We start from the raw sequence: 15503 nt of genomic DNA on the forward strand, positions 1-15503 counted from the left end.
GGTGTTGCGCTTCTATCTAGAACCCGGACTGTTTGACTCATCACTCCACTCAGGAGCTTGGTAATCATCGCTGAAACCATTGGCTTGGGTTATTGGAGTTCCATCCCAGTACCAATTCACAGCCGGTTCCGAGCGATCCATGAACCATGTATTCAGCAGTTTGAACGTACTTTCCGCATAGCCCTTACCTTTCGGATTCATCATTGCGAAGTCATCGCCAGCCATGTAATTGGCATAATGGTACTTATCGTTGGAATCGATGTTGTAGTCCACGTTGTTGTTGAACAGCGCGATATTGCCGCCCTCAGATGCCTCGCCTTTACCCGACGGGCACAACCACAGGCCACCGCCGAAGTGCCCGGCGACGTTGCTTTCGGCCACGGCCTTGCCCATGAATGCAGTGGTATTCTCCTCCGTATACACGGCACCGCCAAGATAGCCGGATGTGTTGCCCTCAAAGACACCACCCATGAAGTAAGCGATAGATTTGGGATTATCCTTGTCAAATCCCTGAAGGAAGATCGCTCCACCGGCGCCACCAGTAGGAAGAACTTTCTTCGTTGCGTCGTCATTCAGGTACTGGGTATTCTGCTCGCCTACGCCGACTGCGGTCCAGTTTCCGGTGAATGTCGGCTTCTTGGAGCTGTCAAGCGGATCATTGAACACCCACAGATTGCCGTGTGCGTAGATCGCGCCACCACCGGTCATGAACGCGGCCGCATTGGCGTGGTTCTTGGAGAAGGTCACCTCGCCTTGGATGGTGAGATCGCCGCCATCGGTATGGATTGCGCCGCCGCCAGCGTTTTTATATGCGTCATTGCGGCACGAACCATTCCCCACGTTACCGTATGCATCCCGCGTGCAAACGTCGAATTCCTGAGCATTCTCGGTAAACGTACCGCCCGTAACAGTGGTAGAGCCCGCAGGCTGCGCGATAACACCGCCGCCAGCACCATATGACACGTTGGACTTAAAAGTGCCTCCAGAAACGGAAAGTGTGCCACTATTGAATACTACGCCACCGAGTTTATTTGCAGAGTTGCCAATGAACTCGCCACCGGCAACTGTCATTTCGCTACCCCCCATGTTGCGCAGCACACCACCGCCCTGCCATCCGCCAGCTCCAGTGGAGGTGGATTTGTTATTCTCAAAAGTCCCACCGCTGACAACCGTCTTCGCACCATTTGTCTGGTACAGCACGCCGGCGTTTACTGCACTGTTGCCGGAGAATGTGCCGTCGTTAATAGCGATAGTTCCTGAATCCGCATACAGTACAGCAGCGGTCCCCGCTTTGTTATCTACAAAAGTGCCGTTGTTGATAATGACTGAGCCACCAGTCACTTTTATGACTCCACCGTTCGCATATCCGGTGTCAGCGGTGTCCACACCAGAGAATACGCCATTGTTCACGGTCAGTCTGCCACCGTTGTTCACCAAGACGAGCCAACGCTTACCGTTCTTGTAAGTGAAGTTCGCGTCCTTTGCGTCCGCACCAATCGTCAGCTTACCGTTGACGATGAGCACACCATTGCCGGCCGTCGCAGCGTTGATCGACGAATCCAAGCCATCTTTGGCAGTCAACGTAACATCTGCATCTGCGGGAATAACAATCGAATCGCCGGCATCAATCTTCGTCGCAATCGTCACAGTACCTGACTGGCTCATGCAGCTGGAGAGCATGGCCCAATCCTGCACGCTATCGCATCCGGCAGCTGCGGGCGCGAGCTGGGGAGTTGAGGAACCGTTCGCGGTATTGGCATCCGTGCTGTTCGCGGCATCGCTGGCGGAGCCTGCGGAGGTATCGCTTTGAGAATCAGAATTGGAGCCGGAGCCGGAGTCCCCAGCCTGCGGGTTCGCGGTCTGTGAAGCGGCGGCGGAATTCGGGTCGCCGGTTTCGGTAATGCCGTTGGCGGTGTTCTGAGCCAATGCCGGGGTGGCATATGCCAGCAGCAACGCCGCTGAAGCGACTGCGGCACATGCTGCTTCGCCGATCTTCTTCACTCGACTCGGTATGTGCGATCCGTTGAACATAAACCCCGCTCGATTACTCTTCACAACAAATTTTTATCGATAAAAAGAGTCATAACTTTTTATCGCAAAAAGAACCACAGTTATCAGTAGTCCCTCACCGTTGATTGGACGATCCAAACTACCTTTCGCTCTTCCAAGCTCTGTATACCTTGATACCCCCCCGACACCCTTTGTCAAGTAATTGCAACGTTGTTAACGCTCTCAAGCACCCTCGTAAACCATTGCAAATACAGCGTTCTCACCCCATTCCACCAGGCGGAAAATAATCCGAAAATAGGGGGTATGCAACGGGGGATACACCGGTTACGCGCGTGTCGCATGCGCCAAGCGGGCGGTACGAGCACAACGTAGTCAGCAGCGCAGCACCCGGATATCGTACGGTCCAGACGCCGCACAATCCGGATACTGCACGGTTCCGGCATCGCACCGTTCAAACACCGCACGACCCAAGCACCGCACGGTTCCGGCATCGCGCATAATCCCGTGTACAATCCCGTGCACCGTGGCTCTGGCAGCCCACTCCGTCGAACGCTCCGCCCCGCCCGCCATATCCAGCATTCCGCGATATTCGTACGGGGGTTTGTACGGTGGCCGCAACGCGGAGTAACGTGGGCGAACGTATGGGGCGCTCCGGCGAACAACATCGGCGATTGAGATTCGTCTCGGTCATGCAAGGTTGCTCGCCATGGAATCACCCACCTGGACATGGTCCGACACAACAGCAGGGAGGCGGCGCGATGATACGGGGGCGCAATGGCACAGGACGGCACAAACGCCCGACTTCAGCGCCGACTGCGGCGGCCACACAAGCTCAACAAGCCCCGTCGGCGGCAGTCACACGGCAAGCCCCAGCAGCAGCGGCAGTCACTCCGTCAGTCTCGCCCGCACATACCGACTCATTCGCCCCCACCCGGTTCGCCGAGGCTACCGATATCTCCGATCTTGCCGCCGAGCGACGTCGCCTGCAGCGCAACCTCATCGTGATGCGCGTCATCACCATCCTGCTGTTGGTCGCGGCACTGGCAGTGGCCTGCTTCCCGCTGGCCCTGCAGTTCCAGTCCAGCATGGAGCTGGCCAAAACCGCAGCGACCAGCGCGCAGAACGTGGCGAACTGGCCGTACCCTCAAGCCGAGGATGCGCTCAAGGCCGCGCGCGCGTACAACGAGAAGCTCGCGCAGTCCGGGCAGCCGATACTCGGCGAGGCGGTGGACCCGTTCTCCGGAGCACAAGGCGGCTCGCAGGCCAGCGGCGAGGATTCCGCATCGTCGAAGGACAAGGAATACCAGAGCCTGCTCAACGCGGGCGACGAGGTGATGGGCACCATCAAAGTGCCGAAGCAGTCCATCGACCTGCCGATCTACCACGGCACCTCCGAAGAGGCGCTGGCCTCGGGTGCCGGGCACCTGTACGGTTCATCGCTGCCAGTGGGCGGCAAATCCACGCATTCGGTGATCACCGGACACCGTGGACTCGTGGAGGCGATGATGTTCACGCGCCTCGACGAGATGAAGAAGGGCGATTTCTTCTACATCGAGGTGATGGGGCAGACCCTGGGCTACGAGGTGGATCGCATCTCCGTAATCCTGCCGAACGACACCTCGCAGCTCAAGATCGTGCCTGGAGAGGACCGCGTGACGCTGATGACCTGCACGCCGTACGGCGTGAACACGCACCGTCTGCTGGTCTCCGGGCATCGCGTGGCGATTCCGATTCCCGCACCGAAACCGAACGATGTGCATGATGCCCGCAACATCGCCATTGCGGTCGGGCTCGGCGTGCTGTTGCTCGGATGGCTGGTCGTGCTGTTCGCACGGCGGCATCAGAGTGCGCTGATCATGCGCCACGCGGCATGGTGGCCATGGCGCAAGCGTCGTGGCGACAGGGCGAACGACACGATCAGCGCGTTCGGGGAGTAGCGGCCCGCGCACTACACGGCGGCACTACACAGCAGCACTACACGACGGAATCGCACGCTGGAATCGCACCTTTTGAAACTTTTGATTTTTTTGAAAGTTTTGATTTCGTCACCATGCATCTGATTGGTGCGTCTGGTCTACCGGAGGCGGAGCGGAGAGCTATACCACTTTCGTATCGTGATAATTATAATCACGATACGAAAACCAACTAACGTCTGTAGACTCTAGGCGGTCACGCAACCTTAGGCTTCGCGGCGGCCGGCGAGGGCGCGGCCGAGGGTGACTTCGTCGGCGTATTCGAGGTCGGAGCCCACGGGCAGACCGCTGGCCAGACGCGTGATCTTGACGCCGACCGGACGCAGCAGCTGGGCGAGATAGCTGGTGGTGGCCTCGCCTTCGATGTTCGGGTCGAGGGCCATGATCACCTCTTTGACCTCCTTGGTCTCCAGCCTTTTCAACAGGCCGGGAATCCTCAGGTCGGCTGGGCCGACGTTGGCCATCGGGTTGATGGCGCCGCCGAGCACATGGTAGAGGCCGCGATATTCGCGCGTGCGCTCGATGCTCATCACGTCTTTGGGCTCCTCCACCACGCAGATGGTCGCGCGATCGCGCCTCGGGTCGGCGCACACCGGGCAGGGGCTGGTCTCGCACACGTTGCCGCAGATGTCGCAGAAGCGCACCTTGGCCTTGACCTCCTCGATGGCCTCAGCAAGCTCGCGCGCCTCGTCGTCCGGCGCGGACAGCAGGTAGAAGGCGATACGTTGCGCGCCCTTCGGCCCGATGCCGGGAAGGTTGCCGAAGGCGTCGATCAGACGCTGGATGGCGCCATCATAGGCAAGTGCCATGGTTGTGTTGCTCCTTATTCACCGAGGTGCTTTTTGGCGGGCTGAATGTTCTTCGGATTCTTCGGGTCGTCTGCGGCGAATTCCTTGACGTCCTTGACCTCGAACATCTTCTTCAGGTCGTCCAGGCTCATGGCGCGCGAATCGCCAAGCGACTGGTCGTTCATCGAGTATTCGTCGTCGTCCGGGTCCACCCGTGGTTCGGGCGCTGGCGTGGATTGCTGCGGCGGTTGGTTCCATGGGTCGTCACTGGGACCATCATTCCGCAAACCTGCGTTGGCGGCTGCCGTTTGCGGGAGGCCTGCACCAGCAGATGCATGCGGAGGATAACCCTGCTGCGGCGCCTGCGACTGCTCCCACCCGCTGGCTGCATGCTGCTGCTGCGGCGGCTGGTTCCATGGGTCGTCATCCGGCGGGACCGGTTGCTGTGTTGTTTGAAGGTTCGACGGAGCGGGCTGGTTCCATGGGTCAGGCTCTGCTGTGGCCAGCTGCGCGGGAGCAGGCTGGTTCCAAGGATCCGGCTGGGTTGCGGATTGTGCGGGGATGGGCTGTGCAGGTGGCAGGACTTGCGCGGATTGCGGCTGCGCAGGCTGATTCCACGGGTCGTTCTCTGCTGTGGCCGCAGGGCTCGGCTGGCTCCAAGGATCTATGCCATCGCTGATATCCGGTACGGGCACATGCTTCTTGTGGTGTTCAGGATGCGCTGGGGCGGACGAAGTCGTTGGGTCGCCGGATGCGACCGCGGTAGGGCTTGAAGCCGGATGAGCCCAAGGGTCATCGTCAGGCAGAGTGTTGCCGCCCAGGTGCCCTGGTTGCCCCGCAGATTGTTGCGACGCCACGGACATTGCTGATGCCGGCGACGTTCCCGGAGCCATCGCAGCTGCTGACGACACGGAAGCTCGAGACGCATCCGATGTGGGCAGAGCCGCAACTCGGCCCGCAGCTTGGTCCGCGGATTGGGACGCGCCTCGGTGGCTGTCGTCAGCGTCTTCGCCCTGGCCGGACGCCGCGGGCTTCTGTTCCTTGGAATCGCTGCCAAGGTGCGCACCTAAACCGGAACCCAGACTTGCGGCAGCGAGACCGGCTTTGGCGAGCGCAATCTGCTGCTTGACCTTGGCCAGCTGTTCGGGGCTCATGCGTTTGACGGATTCCACCCGTTCGCCGTTGGCGGCCACCTGCGTGGGCGCGATCACCGTGTTCGGGCCGAATTCCTTACGCACGGCATCCTGCACCACAATCGCGGCCTTCTTGCCGCTTGAATCCACGGCGAGCGCGAACGCATGCTGGCTGAGCGACTGGTCAAACGTGAGCGAAAGACACGGCAGACCCTTGCGGTTCTGGCCGAACCTCACACTCGGCACCTTGGCACGGGTCACATATTCTCGGATATCCTCAGGCAAGGCATTCACGGCGGCATTCCACTTCTCATCCACCGAACGGGTGTCGTTCGCAGGTGCGGCGGCCGTCGCTCCTGCCGGTGCAGTCGTATTCGCGGGTTCCTGCATTGCGGGTTGAGCCGGCTGCTGCGCGGGTGCGGAGGTTTGCACAGGCTGTCCCCAACCCGTTGGCTCACCGGCCGACGGCGCTGCGGACCGCTCATACACCCACCCTTGCGCAGCCGGCTGAGTCGTTTCGGATTGAACCTGAGCCGACTGAGCGGGAGCTGATTGAACGGGTGCCGACTGAATCGAAGCCGCAGGAGCTTGCTGAACCTGCTGGTTGCGCGCAGCGCCGGAGAATCCACCTTGCGACACAGCGGACGTTCCGGATGCGCCAGACCCCCCGGACGCACCAGACGCGCCCGCGAATCCGCCCGGTGCAGAGCCCGCGCCCGCATTGCGCGACGCTCCCGCGAAACCACCCGATCCGGCGTGATGCCGAGCGCCGGCGGCACCGGCGTTGCCGCCAGTGGCGGGTTCCCCGCCATTCTGTGCGGGGGCTCCGGCCGAAGGCGCGGCGGATGCCGTAAACGCAAAACCGGTTTCGGCGCCTGCGAGCAGCCTGGCGGCCAGCAGTTCGAGCCTCATACGCGGCGAAATAGCGCCGGTCATGGCGCTGAGCGTGTCGTTGATGATGTCCGCCATCACTGTGAGCGGGCCAAGACCCAGAGCGGAGGCCTGCCGATGCAAGTCGCTCATGTCCTCGGCCTCGGCCGTGTCTGACAGCACGGATTCAGCGGAATCACCGGCCAATGTGAGCACCAGGAGGTCACGTACTCGGGCCAGCAGATCCTCCACGAACCTGCGCGGGTCGAATCCACCGACCACGACCTTTTGGATCACCCCATACAGGGCTTCACCGTTGCGGTCGATCACCGCATCCACGGCTTCGCCGATCAGCGCCTCCGGCGTGAAGCCGAGCAGCGCCACGGCGGCATCATGCGTGATCACGCCCTCGACAGAGCCGACCATGAGCTGGTCGAGCACGGACAGCGTGTCTCGCATGGATCCGCCGCCCGCGCGCATGGCGAGTTTCAGCACGCCCGGCTCAGGCTTGATGCCCTCTTTGGCGCAGATCTTTTCCAGATACGGTCCCATAACCTCTTGCGGCACCAGACGGAACGGGTAGTGGTGGGTGCGCGAGCGGATGGTGCCAATCACCTTATCGGGCTCGGTGGTGGCGAAGATGAACATCACATGCTCGGGCGGCTCCTCCACGATTTTGAGCAGCGCGTTGAAGCCCTGCTGCGTGACCATGTGGGCCTCGTCAAGGATGAAGATCTTGTAACGGTCGCGGGCGGGGGCGAAACCGGCGCGTTCGCGCAGTTCGCGGGCGTCGTCGACACCGTTGTGGCTGGCGGCGTCGATCTCCACCACGTCGATGGAGCCCGGGCCGCCGGTGGCCAGGTCCTTGCAGCTTTCGCATTCGCCGCAGGGGTGGGACGTCGGCCCTTTGGCACAGTTGACGCAGCGCGCGAGGATGCGGGCGGAGCTGGTCTTACCGCAGCCGCGGGGGCCGGAGAACAGGTACGCGTGCGTGAGCTTGCCCTCGTCAAGGGCCCGCATCAGCGGAACAGTGACCTGATCCTGGCCGATCACACCTTCGAAGGTGTCGGGACGATAGCGTCGATACAGTGCAAGTGCCATAGCTACTAACCTACCTTGCCCTCGATAATTTGCGCGAGTCGGACGGACGGCCTCCCCAGACGGGAGAAGTCTTCCCCACCCGGCACGAATCGGCCGGGCGACCGCATACGCTCACAGGTATTAACATAGTGTCAATAATGGTTGTCATCAGGAGGTGCTCATGGGCGAGAACTTCGAGAAGCCCCGCGTCACCCGCGGCGACGTGAGGCGCGAAGCCATCGTACGGGCCGCACGCAAGATCTGCCTGGAGAAGGGGTTCTCCAAGATCACCGTTTCGGACATCGCCGGCGAGGTGGGCATGACCCGTTCGCTGTTCTACCATTACTTCCCCGATAAGGACTCAGTGGCCAACGCCGTACTGGACGATGTGATCGACGAGATCCTCGCCCGGCTCGGCCGGTGGAACAGCGAACGTGAAACCGGCAACGTGAACAAGGCACTTGACGATATGGTGCGGCTGCTGCGCGCGCTCATCGCGGATGAAAGCCCGTTCTCCAACCGGATGATCCAGGACGGCAACGCCGGCCTGTACATCAAGTTCATCGACCGGGCAGCAGACCGCATCGCAGACTACATCGCCCAGACCACCGTGCATGATTTCGAGCAGATGCACGGCCTGCCGATCCGCAACGTGCACGAGACCTTCTTCACGCTGATTGTGGGGCTGATCTCCTTGCTGCGTTCACATCCGGACATCAGCGACAGCACCATCAAGCAGGTGATCGCGCAAACGCTGCACATCGAAAGCTACATCCAGTAACATCCGGCAGCAGCGCCGGTGGCACCTCGTTCTAGTGGAATTCGCCGGTCAATGGGTCGCGGCCATCGCGGGTGACCGCTTCGGCCATATGCGCTGCGGCATCCACCTCACGCGCCGCCACGGCCGGAGGCACGAGCACACGAAGCGCACGGCTTTCCGTCGTCACTCGCACCGGACCCCGGCCGACATATTCGCCATCGGCCATCAGCACCGGAGGCTCATCGCCCTCGTCGGCACGCGTGATTTCGATGCTGCGGATACGCTTCCAGCCGAACACCCGTGAGGCGAGCAGCCGACCGTTGTAGGCGTTCGAGATCGCCACCGCGCATTCGCGGACATTCGGCACATGGTCCATCCACACCAAATCGAGCATCCCGTCGGAGAAGCACGAATACGGCGAGACTTCGATGCCGCCACCGATATGCCGCGAATTGGCGACCGTCAGCAGCGGCGAGATGATGTCCCGCTCATCCGTGGATCCATCCGCCAGCGTGGCCTTGACATGATAGCCGTAGCGTTTCATGCGCGTCAGCTCCACGAGCACCGCGGCGAAATACCGCAGGCTGCCGTTCGGCAGATGCGAATGGTTCGCACGGTCATTGATGCTGGCATCAATGCCACAGGACAGCATTCCCGCATAGTAGCGGTCAATGGGATGCGCCTGGGCAGCCGACTCCCCCGCCGGTACCTCATACTCACTGCCAGTAGAGGGGTCGACCGAGTATCCGCCCGGCAGGGAGGTCACCCGGCCCATGTCCACATCCATATGAGACCCGCGGACAATGGCGCCCACGATGCCCTCCACCGCCGTCTCGATGCGGTTCACCGGCAGTTTGAGCCCGCGCGCGAAATCATTGCCCGAGCCCATCGCCACAATGCCCAGTGGCTTGCCGCTGAGTCCCACGGCATTGGCGCCGAGTGCGATCATGCCGTCCCCGCCGACCACCACGAGATAGTCGTACTCATGCGAGTGTTCACGCGCACGGTTCAACGAATCGTTGAAGCTCGTTCCGGTGAGGTCGGTCACCGTGAAACCGTGGCGTCTGCCGGCTTCGTGCAGCAAGTCCAACACGCGAGCATCGACTTCGGCACCGCGCCCCTTATCCGACGTGGGGTTGCCCACCAGCCCTATGACGTGACGGCGTTCGCTGTGTTCTCTCTCGGTCATGCATTCACCATAACCAAGGATGCGAACGCACGCCAGAGCGCACGCCATGTTAATCGCACAGCACAGGCCCGGCTCGTGCCTCCTTGCGGACATGCGGGGCGAACGGCACATCGGTGGCGACGCTGATCGCAAGGCGGATATCGTCGCCCTGCACTTCGCAGTCGGCAAGTACCGCCTCATTGGCTGCGGCGATGCCGCCGGCGAAGGCGCACGGGTCGTCGAGCCCCTGATGCCATAAGGCGTACGCGGCATTGAACGCCGCCAAATCGGCGATGGAGCGCGCCTTATGTTGGCAAAGCATCAGATTGCCGACAAGGGCGATCACCGTCAGCATCACAGCGGCGAGCATCACCAGCATGGCACCGGCCATGGTGCCTGAGCCTTCCTCAAGACGCGCTTTCATCGCTACCTCGGTTCTTGGATTCTCTTGGGTATCATTTGGGGCGATTATTGCGTGACGGCGGTGGCTTCACCGGTGACCTGCACTGGGGTCAGATTCATCGGTCCAGGCAGCACCGGACATGTCACCTGCACTTGCGTGGTCCGTTCGGACCGCCGTACATCGACAACGACCTGCGCGCGCGCCACCTCTGCGGCGACGCTGCGAGCGCGCGACTCGTCCGCCGACACCACCAGCTCCCTGGCGGCCGCCGACGCCGCACTGCGGCAATCGGCGGACACAAGAGTCACGCGACCCAACGCCAGGATGAGCCCGGCTATGGCGACGACGCTTGGCAGGACGACAGCAAATTCCGCAGTGGCGGCACCCGTTTCAGGGTCCGGCGGCAGACGGGCCATCCAATGGAACCATGATTGGCATCGCATGGCCGCTACCCGATGTTCAACGCTTTTTTGATGATGTTCATCAGCAGCGTCTTGACGGCATCGGATTTGAGGATGGTGACCAGAAGCGCGGCGAACCCGGTGGCGGCTACGAGCACCACGGCGTATTCCGCAGTGACCGCACCCTCCTCGGGACGTTCGATGAATGTGCGTATCTGGGCGTCCATGAGACATAACCGACGGTTGATGCGGGCGCGCAAGCCGACTATATCCCCGGGGGAATCGGCCAGCCGCACGAGATCGCGGCTTGGGGTGGCATGGCGTGTGAGCATGTGAGCTCCTTTCTTCACTGACAGCACGGCATTGTGATTGGTTGACCCCGCACCGGCGTGGCCGGCATGGGGTAGTACCACTGTGAAGGATTGCGTCGCGGCATGCACGCCGATACGGGGTATGTGGTTCTAGCTTGCCAAGTTATCCACATCCCGGCGTGTCATCCACAGCACATGTGGATAAGCGGACATCGCCAGTGGGCTACCGGGCCGCCACCAACCCGGACCAGACACCCAGGCCTAGTGGTCCGTCTCACACATAATTGAGGGATTCAGCTTCGTGTCTCTCCCCCAGTCAGCTACGCTGACAGCCCGTCCCGCAAGTACGAACGCGCTCCGCGCGCAGCTTGCCGGCTCCCTCTGATGAGGGAGCTCCCGGCGACAGCCGGGTGAGGGAGAGAAACACACAACACAGTCGTCCCCTGTCTCTCCCCCAGTCAGCTACGCTGACAGCCCCCTCATCAGAGGGGGCCAACATAGGACACCGTCGCAGGGGCTTCCGCAGTCAGCTGATGAAAGATACCATCGAGGGAATCACCCCCACCATGATGAACGCCGGCAGAAAGCACAGTCCCGTGGGCACGAGCAGCTTGACGGAGAGCCGTGCAGCCCGGCGTTCTATGGCCGACCGCTCGTCGGCGTCAAGCTGTTCCAGAGCGGATTCGAGGCGCACAGCCGGGGCGTCGCCATGCAGCCACGACGGCTCCAGTGCCGCGCGAATCACTGCCACCGAGCCGGCGTCGTCGGCAGCCCCGGCCGTTGTCTTAGTTGTTGTTTTGGTCGTCGCTCCGGTTGCCGCCCTGCCCGTCGCCCCGGTTGCCGCCCTGCTCATAGCCCTGGTTGTCGCCACGCCCAACCCGCCGGCAGTCGCCCCGTCCGACGCATCTGTAATCGCCCCAGCCGCCGAATCGGCCATCGCTCCGGCCGCCCCATCGTCGCTGTGTTCCGCCATATGCCAGGCATCGGACCAAGCTACCCCTTGCTTGAGCAGCTCGCCGGCCTTGCCTATCGCCCTTCCGCTGCTGCCGCCTGCCGCGTACCCCACCGCTTCACACGCATCGGGAATCGACGCTCCCTGCACCAGCGCCACGCGCAATAGGCGCAGTATCAGCATGGTATGCGTGGCATCATCCGGCTCCTCCTCCACCACCGCAGCATGAGCAGAGCCGGCAGTCAACCGTTCACGCACCGGCAACGGAACAGTACGCAACCATACCGCGACCGCACAGCATACCGACGCTCCCCAAGCCCAAAACACACCCGTCATTCGGCGCCCCCGCGAAGCAGCGCGCGCACCCACAACAGACCGATGACATAGCAACAACAGCCGGACAGCAGACAAGCCAGACCTTGCGCCGAACCCAGCAGGAACTCCATCGGACGCGCACCCATCAACTCGCCCAACAGCATGGTCACCATCGGCAAGGCGCTGAGCATGCCGACCGTCGCCTTGGGAACGGCGAGCGCCTGCGATTGAAGGTTCTGCAGCAATCGCATCTGCCGGTACCCGGCCAGCACCACCTCCAGGCAAGGCGAGGCGCGGCATCCCAACCGTTCGCCGACCTTGGCGGCGGCGTATGCGCCACGGGCTGCGCGCGCGGCCTGCATCCGTGTCTCATCCGGCATCCGCCGCCGCTCGAATGCCGTGGCGAGACGGTGTATGGTGATCTCCCGTGTCGCGAAGCGCCGCCCGTATTGCTCCTCGCAGGCCTCAAGCAGTGTGCCACCGCTGTTCATGCGCGCGATCATCGCCGTCAGCATCTGCGCGACGCCTATGCGACGAACCGTATTGTTCTTTTCGACTGCAATACTGCCGGCATTGGCAGCGGTATTGTTGCAGTCGATACTGCCGGCACCTTGGTTTCGACGGGCACCTTGGTTTCGGCGGGCACCTTCCCACCTGATACGCCCGGCGACGCCGTCGCCCGGCCATGGCCAGAGACACACGGCGAGCATCGCCAGCATCATGCTCCACAACGGCAACGCATTCATTGTTTCGCCTCATTCCATCTCATCCCGACCTGGCATTGCACGTTCGCTTCCTTGCGCGGCGGCCAGTGGGATTCAATCAGTATCGAAGTAGGAGCGCGCGGATTGCGCGGGTTCCGCAATGCTCCATCGCATCAGGAACTGCAACCATTCCGGTGCATACTGCGGCTCCCCTATGCCCGACCATTGCGCCAGAGGGACGCCCTGCAGCCCGCCGCCCCGGCTTTCCAACCGGCCTATCTGCGCGATTCGCCTGCGCCCATCCGTCCGCTCCACGTGCAACACCGCGTCGAACGCATCCTCCGCCATCATCGCCATCGCCTCCGGAGCGACGCCGGCCAGCAGACCGAGAGACACCAGTCGCGGCGGCACGCGAGCCACATTGTCCGCATGAAGCGTGGTCATGCCGCCGCGATGCCCCGAGTTGAACGCGCGCAGCAGGTCCACGATCTCCTCACCCCGGCACTCCCCCAGCACCACGCGGTCGGGGCGCATACGCAACGTTGCCTTGACCAAATCGGCAAGGCTCACCGCGCCCGCACCCTCCACATTCGCTTCACGTGCCATTAAAGACACGTGGTTCCGATGACCGAAATCGCCTAATTCACGCACTTCCTCCACGGTGACGACGCGTTCGTCCGCGTCACATTCCGCCAGCAGCGCCTTGACCAGCGTGGTTTTGCCCGATCCGGTTCCTCCGGTGACCAGAATCGTCGCGCGCCCATGCACAAGCCCCTGCAGCACAGGCAACCAAGCCATCGGAAACATGGCGTGCCGCGCCAGCTGAGGCAATGCGAGCGCAGTATCGCTCGGCAAGCGGATGGACAAGGCAGCGCCTTGCGGCACCAGAGGCGCAATCACCGCATGCACGCGGACGCCGTCCACAGTGGAAGCGTCCGCGATCGGCGAAGCATCATCCAGTCTTCGCCCCAGCTGCGCGCATAATTGCGTGGCGTACTCCCGCACCACTTGCGGTGAGCGAAACGGCACACGTAGCCGGTGTTCCCTCATGCCGGATCCCCGGTCCGCCCATACCCGACCGTCACAAGTCACTGCGATATCGGTCACCGCCGGGTCGGCGACGACTTCGTCCAGCAATCCGAACGTAGGCGCGGCTGCCGCGCCGGATTGCGGGCCGGATTGCGAACCATATTGTGAATTGGATTGCATGATATGCGCAGGCATGGCCACCTCCTAGTGGTCTGCGTCAGAGATTCGTTGCCGAATTGACTACCCCTCAGTCCCGCTTCGCGGGCCAGCTCCCCTGACAAGGGGAGCCGAAATTAAGCCAGCTCGTCCTGCAATCAGGGACGCGCTTCGCGCGCGGTTTGTCAGCTCGCCTGTCGACTCGCACAGCACCTACAAACATCTCCGCTGTCTGCTTTACGGTGCTGTCCTGACAAGGGGAGCCACGAATTTACGGCGCTGCATATTAGCCGCAGTCGGCTGATTCGCGGTGCAGCGTGCGCTCCACGGCGTCGGCAAGCAGCGATATGGCTTTGCGGCAGTTCTTGGGCACAGCACGGATGCCGAGCCCGTCAAGTACATCGCCGCACAGGCTGGTATTGGCGTATATTGGCCCCATCACCGGTGATACGAGATACGATTCCGCCTCGTCTATGCTGACGATGCCACGTCCGCGTGGGGCTCCTCTGGGGGCGATGCCGATCAGACGAGGGGGCGAGCACTCCCATGCCGAGAGTCGGGCCCGGTGTGCGCGTACACGCGCCAATCCCATCACCGACAACTCCACGCCGACCACTTGCATGCCATGCTGCAGTTCCGGCATCGTCTCGACGAATTCACCTTGCCCCGCATCCACGATGACCACGTCATTGGCTTCGGCGAGCGCCCGTATCACGGCCTGCACTTCCCACCATTCCGGCCGCAGACCGGTCCAGGTGTTGTATGGCAGCACGCGCACGCCCTCCCAATCGATGAGCTCGTCGTTCAGCGCCCTGCCCTCGATCTTGCCCAACGGCGCATTGATCTGGTTGAAACGCAGGCCGGATTCACGCTCCACACCGAGCAGCAGGTCAAGGCAGCCGGAATCGAAATCCGCGTCGATCAGTGCGCAGCTCCGTCCACGCTGCGAAAGCGTCATCGCCAGCATCGCAGCCGTGGTGCTCAAGCCTATGCCGCTATGGCTGGAGGTCATCGTGACGATGTTCTGCAGGACCACGTCCGTAGACGGGTCCCGGTTTGGACGGCCCGGACGGCTCGGCAGCGGCCGGCTGGTGCACGCGGCAGTCAGCGAAGGCGGCTGTGAGGATGGCGAGAAATACTGCAGGCGCGGCTGCGCACCAGCCGTGGTACGCGCGCCACGCCTGGGTTTGACGCGCGGTGATGTTGGCGCAGGCTGCGCCTGTACGGCTCCGGTTTGGGTGATTCGAGTCAGCGTAGTCGCATCCACTATGGCATCGCTGGAGGGAAGAGGCACCGCGTCAGGCAATGGCACCGCAGGCGACGCGGCGGAGGATAGTTGCATGGTAGTCATAGGGCGATTGAACAGCGGCATATATGTGCCGCACAACCCGAATCGACCTATGTGGTTCTAGCTTGCCAAGTTATCCACATTCCGGCGTGTCATCCACAG

Annotated in this window: 13 protein-coding genes; 2 read left to right on the forward strand and 11 right to left on the reverse strand. The window is 62.2% G+C overall.

The genetic code is table 11. From position 1 onward, the window contains the following. Positions 1 to 12 precede the first annotated feature (12 nt). Positions 13 to 2001: a hypothetical protein gene (locus BW14_RS02040; protein WP_140489187.1), complete on the reverse strand. Its 1989-nt coding sequence runs from the start codon at positions 1999 to 2001 to the stop codon at positions 13 to 15. Positions 2002 to 2768: 767 nt separating this feature from the next. On the opposite strand from BW14_RS02040, the gene BW14_RS02045 reads away from it, so the two are divergent. Beyond that, entirely contained in the window at positions 2769 to 3947 is a 1179-nt protein-coding gene (locus BW14_RS02045) for a class C sortase (protein ID WP_044089756.1), read from the forward strand. Between the two features lie 242 nt (positions 3948 to 4189). On the opposite strand, the gene recR is transcribed toward BW14_RS02045, so the two are convergent. Together recR and BW14_RS02055 are read right to left on the reverse strand one after the other, a co-directional pair. Beyond that, positions 4190 to 4792 carry a recombination mediator RecR gene (gene recR, locus BW14_RS02050; protein ID WP_044089433.1) on the reverse strand — a complete coding sequence of 201 codons (603 nt, stop codon included), beginning with the start codon at positions 4790 to 4792 and terminating at the stop codon, positions 4190 to 4192. A gap of 14 nt (positions 4793 to 4806) precedes the next feature. After that, complete coding sequence (locus tag BW14_RS02055) at positions 4807 to 7875, reverse strand: DNA polymerase III subunit gamma and tau (protein ID WP_044089434.1); 3069 nt, start codon at positions 7873 to 7875, stop codon at positions 4807 to 4809. A 160-nt stretch (positions 7876 to 8035) separates the two neighbouring features. On the opposite strand from BW14_RS02055, the gene BW14_RS02060 reads away from it, so the two are divergent. Continuing rightward, complete coding sequence (locus BW14_RS02060) at positions 8036 to 8635, forward strand: TetR/AcrR family transcriptional regulator (protein WP_044089435.1); 600 nt, start codon at positions 8036 to 8038, stop codon at positions 8633 to 8635. 31 nt (positions 8636 to 8666) lie between these two features. Here the strand turns inward: BW14_RS02060 and BW14_RS02065 are convergent, their stop codons facing one another. From BW14_RS02065 to BW14_RS02100, 8 genes are all read right to left on the reverse strand, one after another. Continuing rightward, the gene (locus BW14_RS02065) at positions 8667 to 9803 is read right to left on the reverse strand and encodes a diacylglycerol kinase family protein (RefSeq protein WP_044089468.1); all 1137 of its coding nucleotides are present in this window, start codon (positions 9801 to 9803) and stop codon (positions 8667 to 8669) included. Between the two features lie 49 nt (positions 9804 to 9852). Next, positions 9853 to 10206: an Rv3654c family TadE-like protein gene (locus tag BW14_RS02070; RefSeq protein ID WP_081977826.1), complete on the reverse strand. Its 354-nt coding sequence runs from the start codon at positions 10204 to 10206 to the stop codon at positions 9853 to 9855. 44 nt (positions 10207 to 10250) lie between these two features. Beyond that, complete coding sequence (locus tag BW14_RS02075; RefSeq protein ID WP_052382091.1) at positions 10251 to 10628, reverse strand: TadE/TadG family type IV pilus assembly protein; 378 nt, start codon at positions 10626 to 10628, stop codon at positions 10251 to 10253. Positions 10629 to 10633: 5 nt separating this feature from the next. After that, on the reverse strand, positions 10634 to 10918 hold the full coding sequence (locus BW14_RS02080) for a DUF4244 domain-containing protein (protein ID WP_081886637.1): 285 nt from the start codon (positions 10916 to 10918) through the stop codon (positions 10634 to 10636). Positions 10919 to 11423: 505 nt separating this feature from the next. Further along, positions 11424 to 12107, reverse strand: a complete 684-nt coding sequence (locus BW14_RS12405) for a tadC protein (RefSeq protein ID WP_181162271.1) — start codon at positions 12105 to 12107, stop codon at positions 11424 to 11426. 74 nt (positions 12108 to 12181) lie between these two features. Then, a complete protein-coding gene (locus BW14_RS02090) occupies positions 12182 to 12886 on the reverse strand; it encodes a pilus assembly protein (protein ID WP_308810440.1) in 705 nt (234 codons plus the stop codon). Between the two features lie 96 nt (positions 12887 to 12982). Next, on the reverse strand, positions 12983 to 14092 hold the full coding sequence (locus BW14_RS02095) for a CpaF family protein (protein WP_258186027.1): 1110 nt from the start codon (positions 14090 to 14092) through the stop codon (positions 12983 to 12985). 247 nt (positions 14093 to 14339) lie between these two features. Next, positions 14340 to 15404: a hypothetical protein gene (locus BW14_RS02100; protein WP_238566960.1), complete on the reverse strand. Its 1065-nt coding sequence runs from the start codon at positions 15402 to 15404 to the stop codon at positions 14340 to 14342. Between the last annotated feature and the right edge of the window lie 99 nt (positions 15405 to 15503).

The organism is Bifidobacterium sp. UTBIF-68, assembly GCF_006408855.1.
Lineage (GTDB): Bacteria > Actinomycetota > Actinomycetes > Actinomycetales > Bifidobacteriaceae > Bifidobacterium > Bifidobacterium reuteri.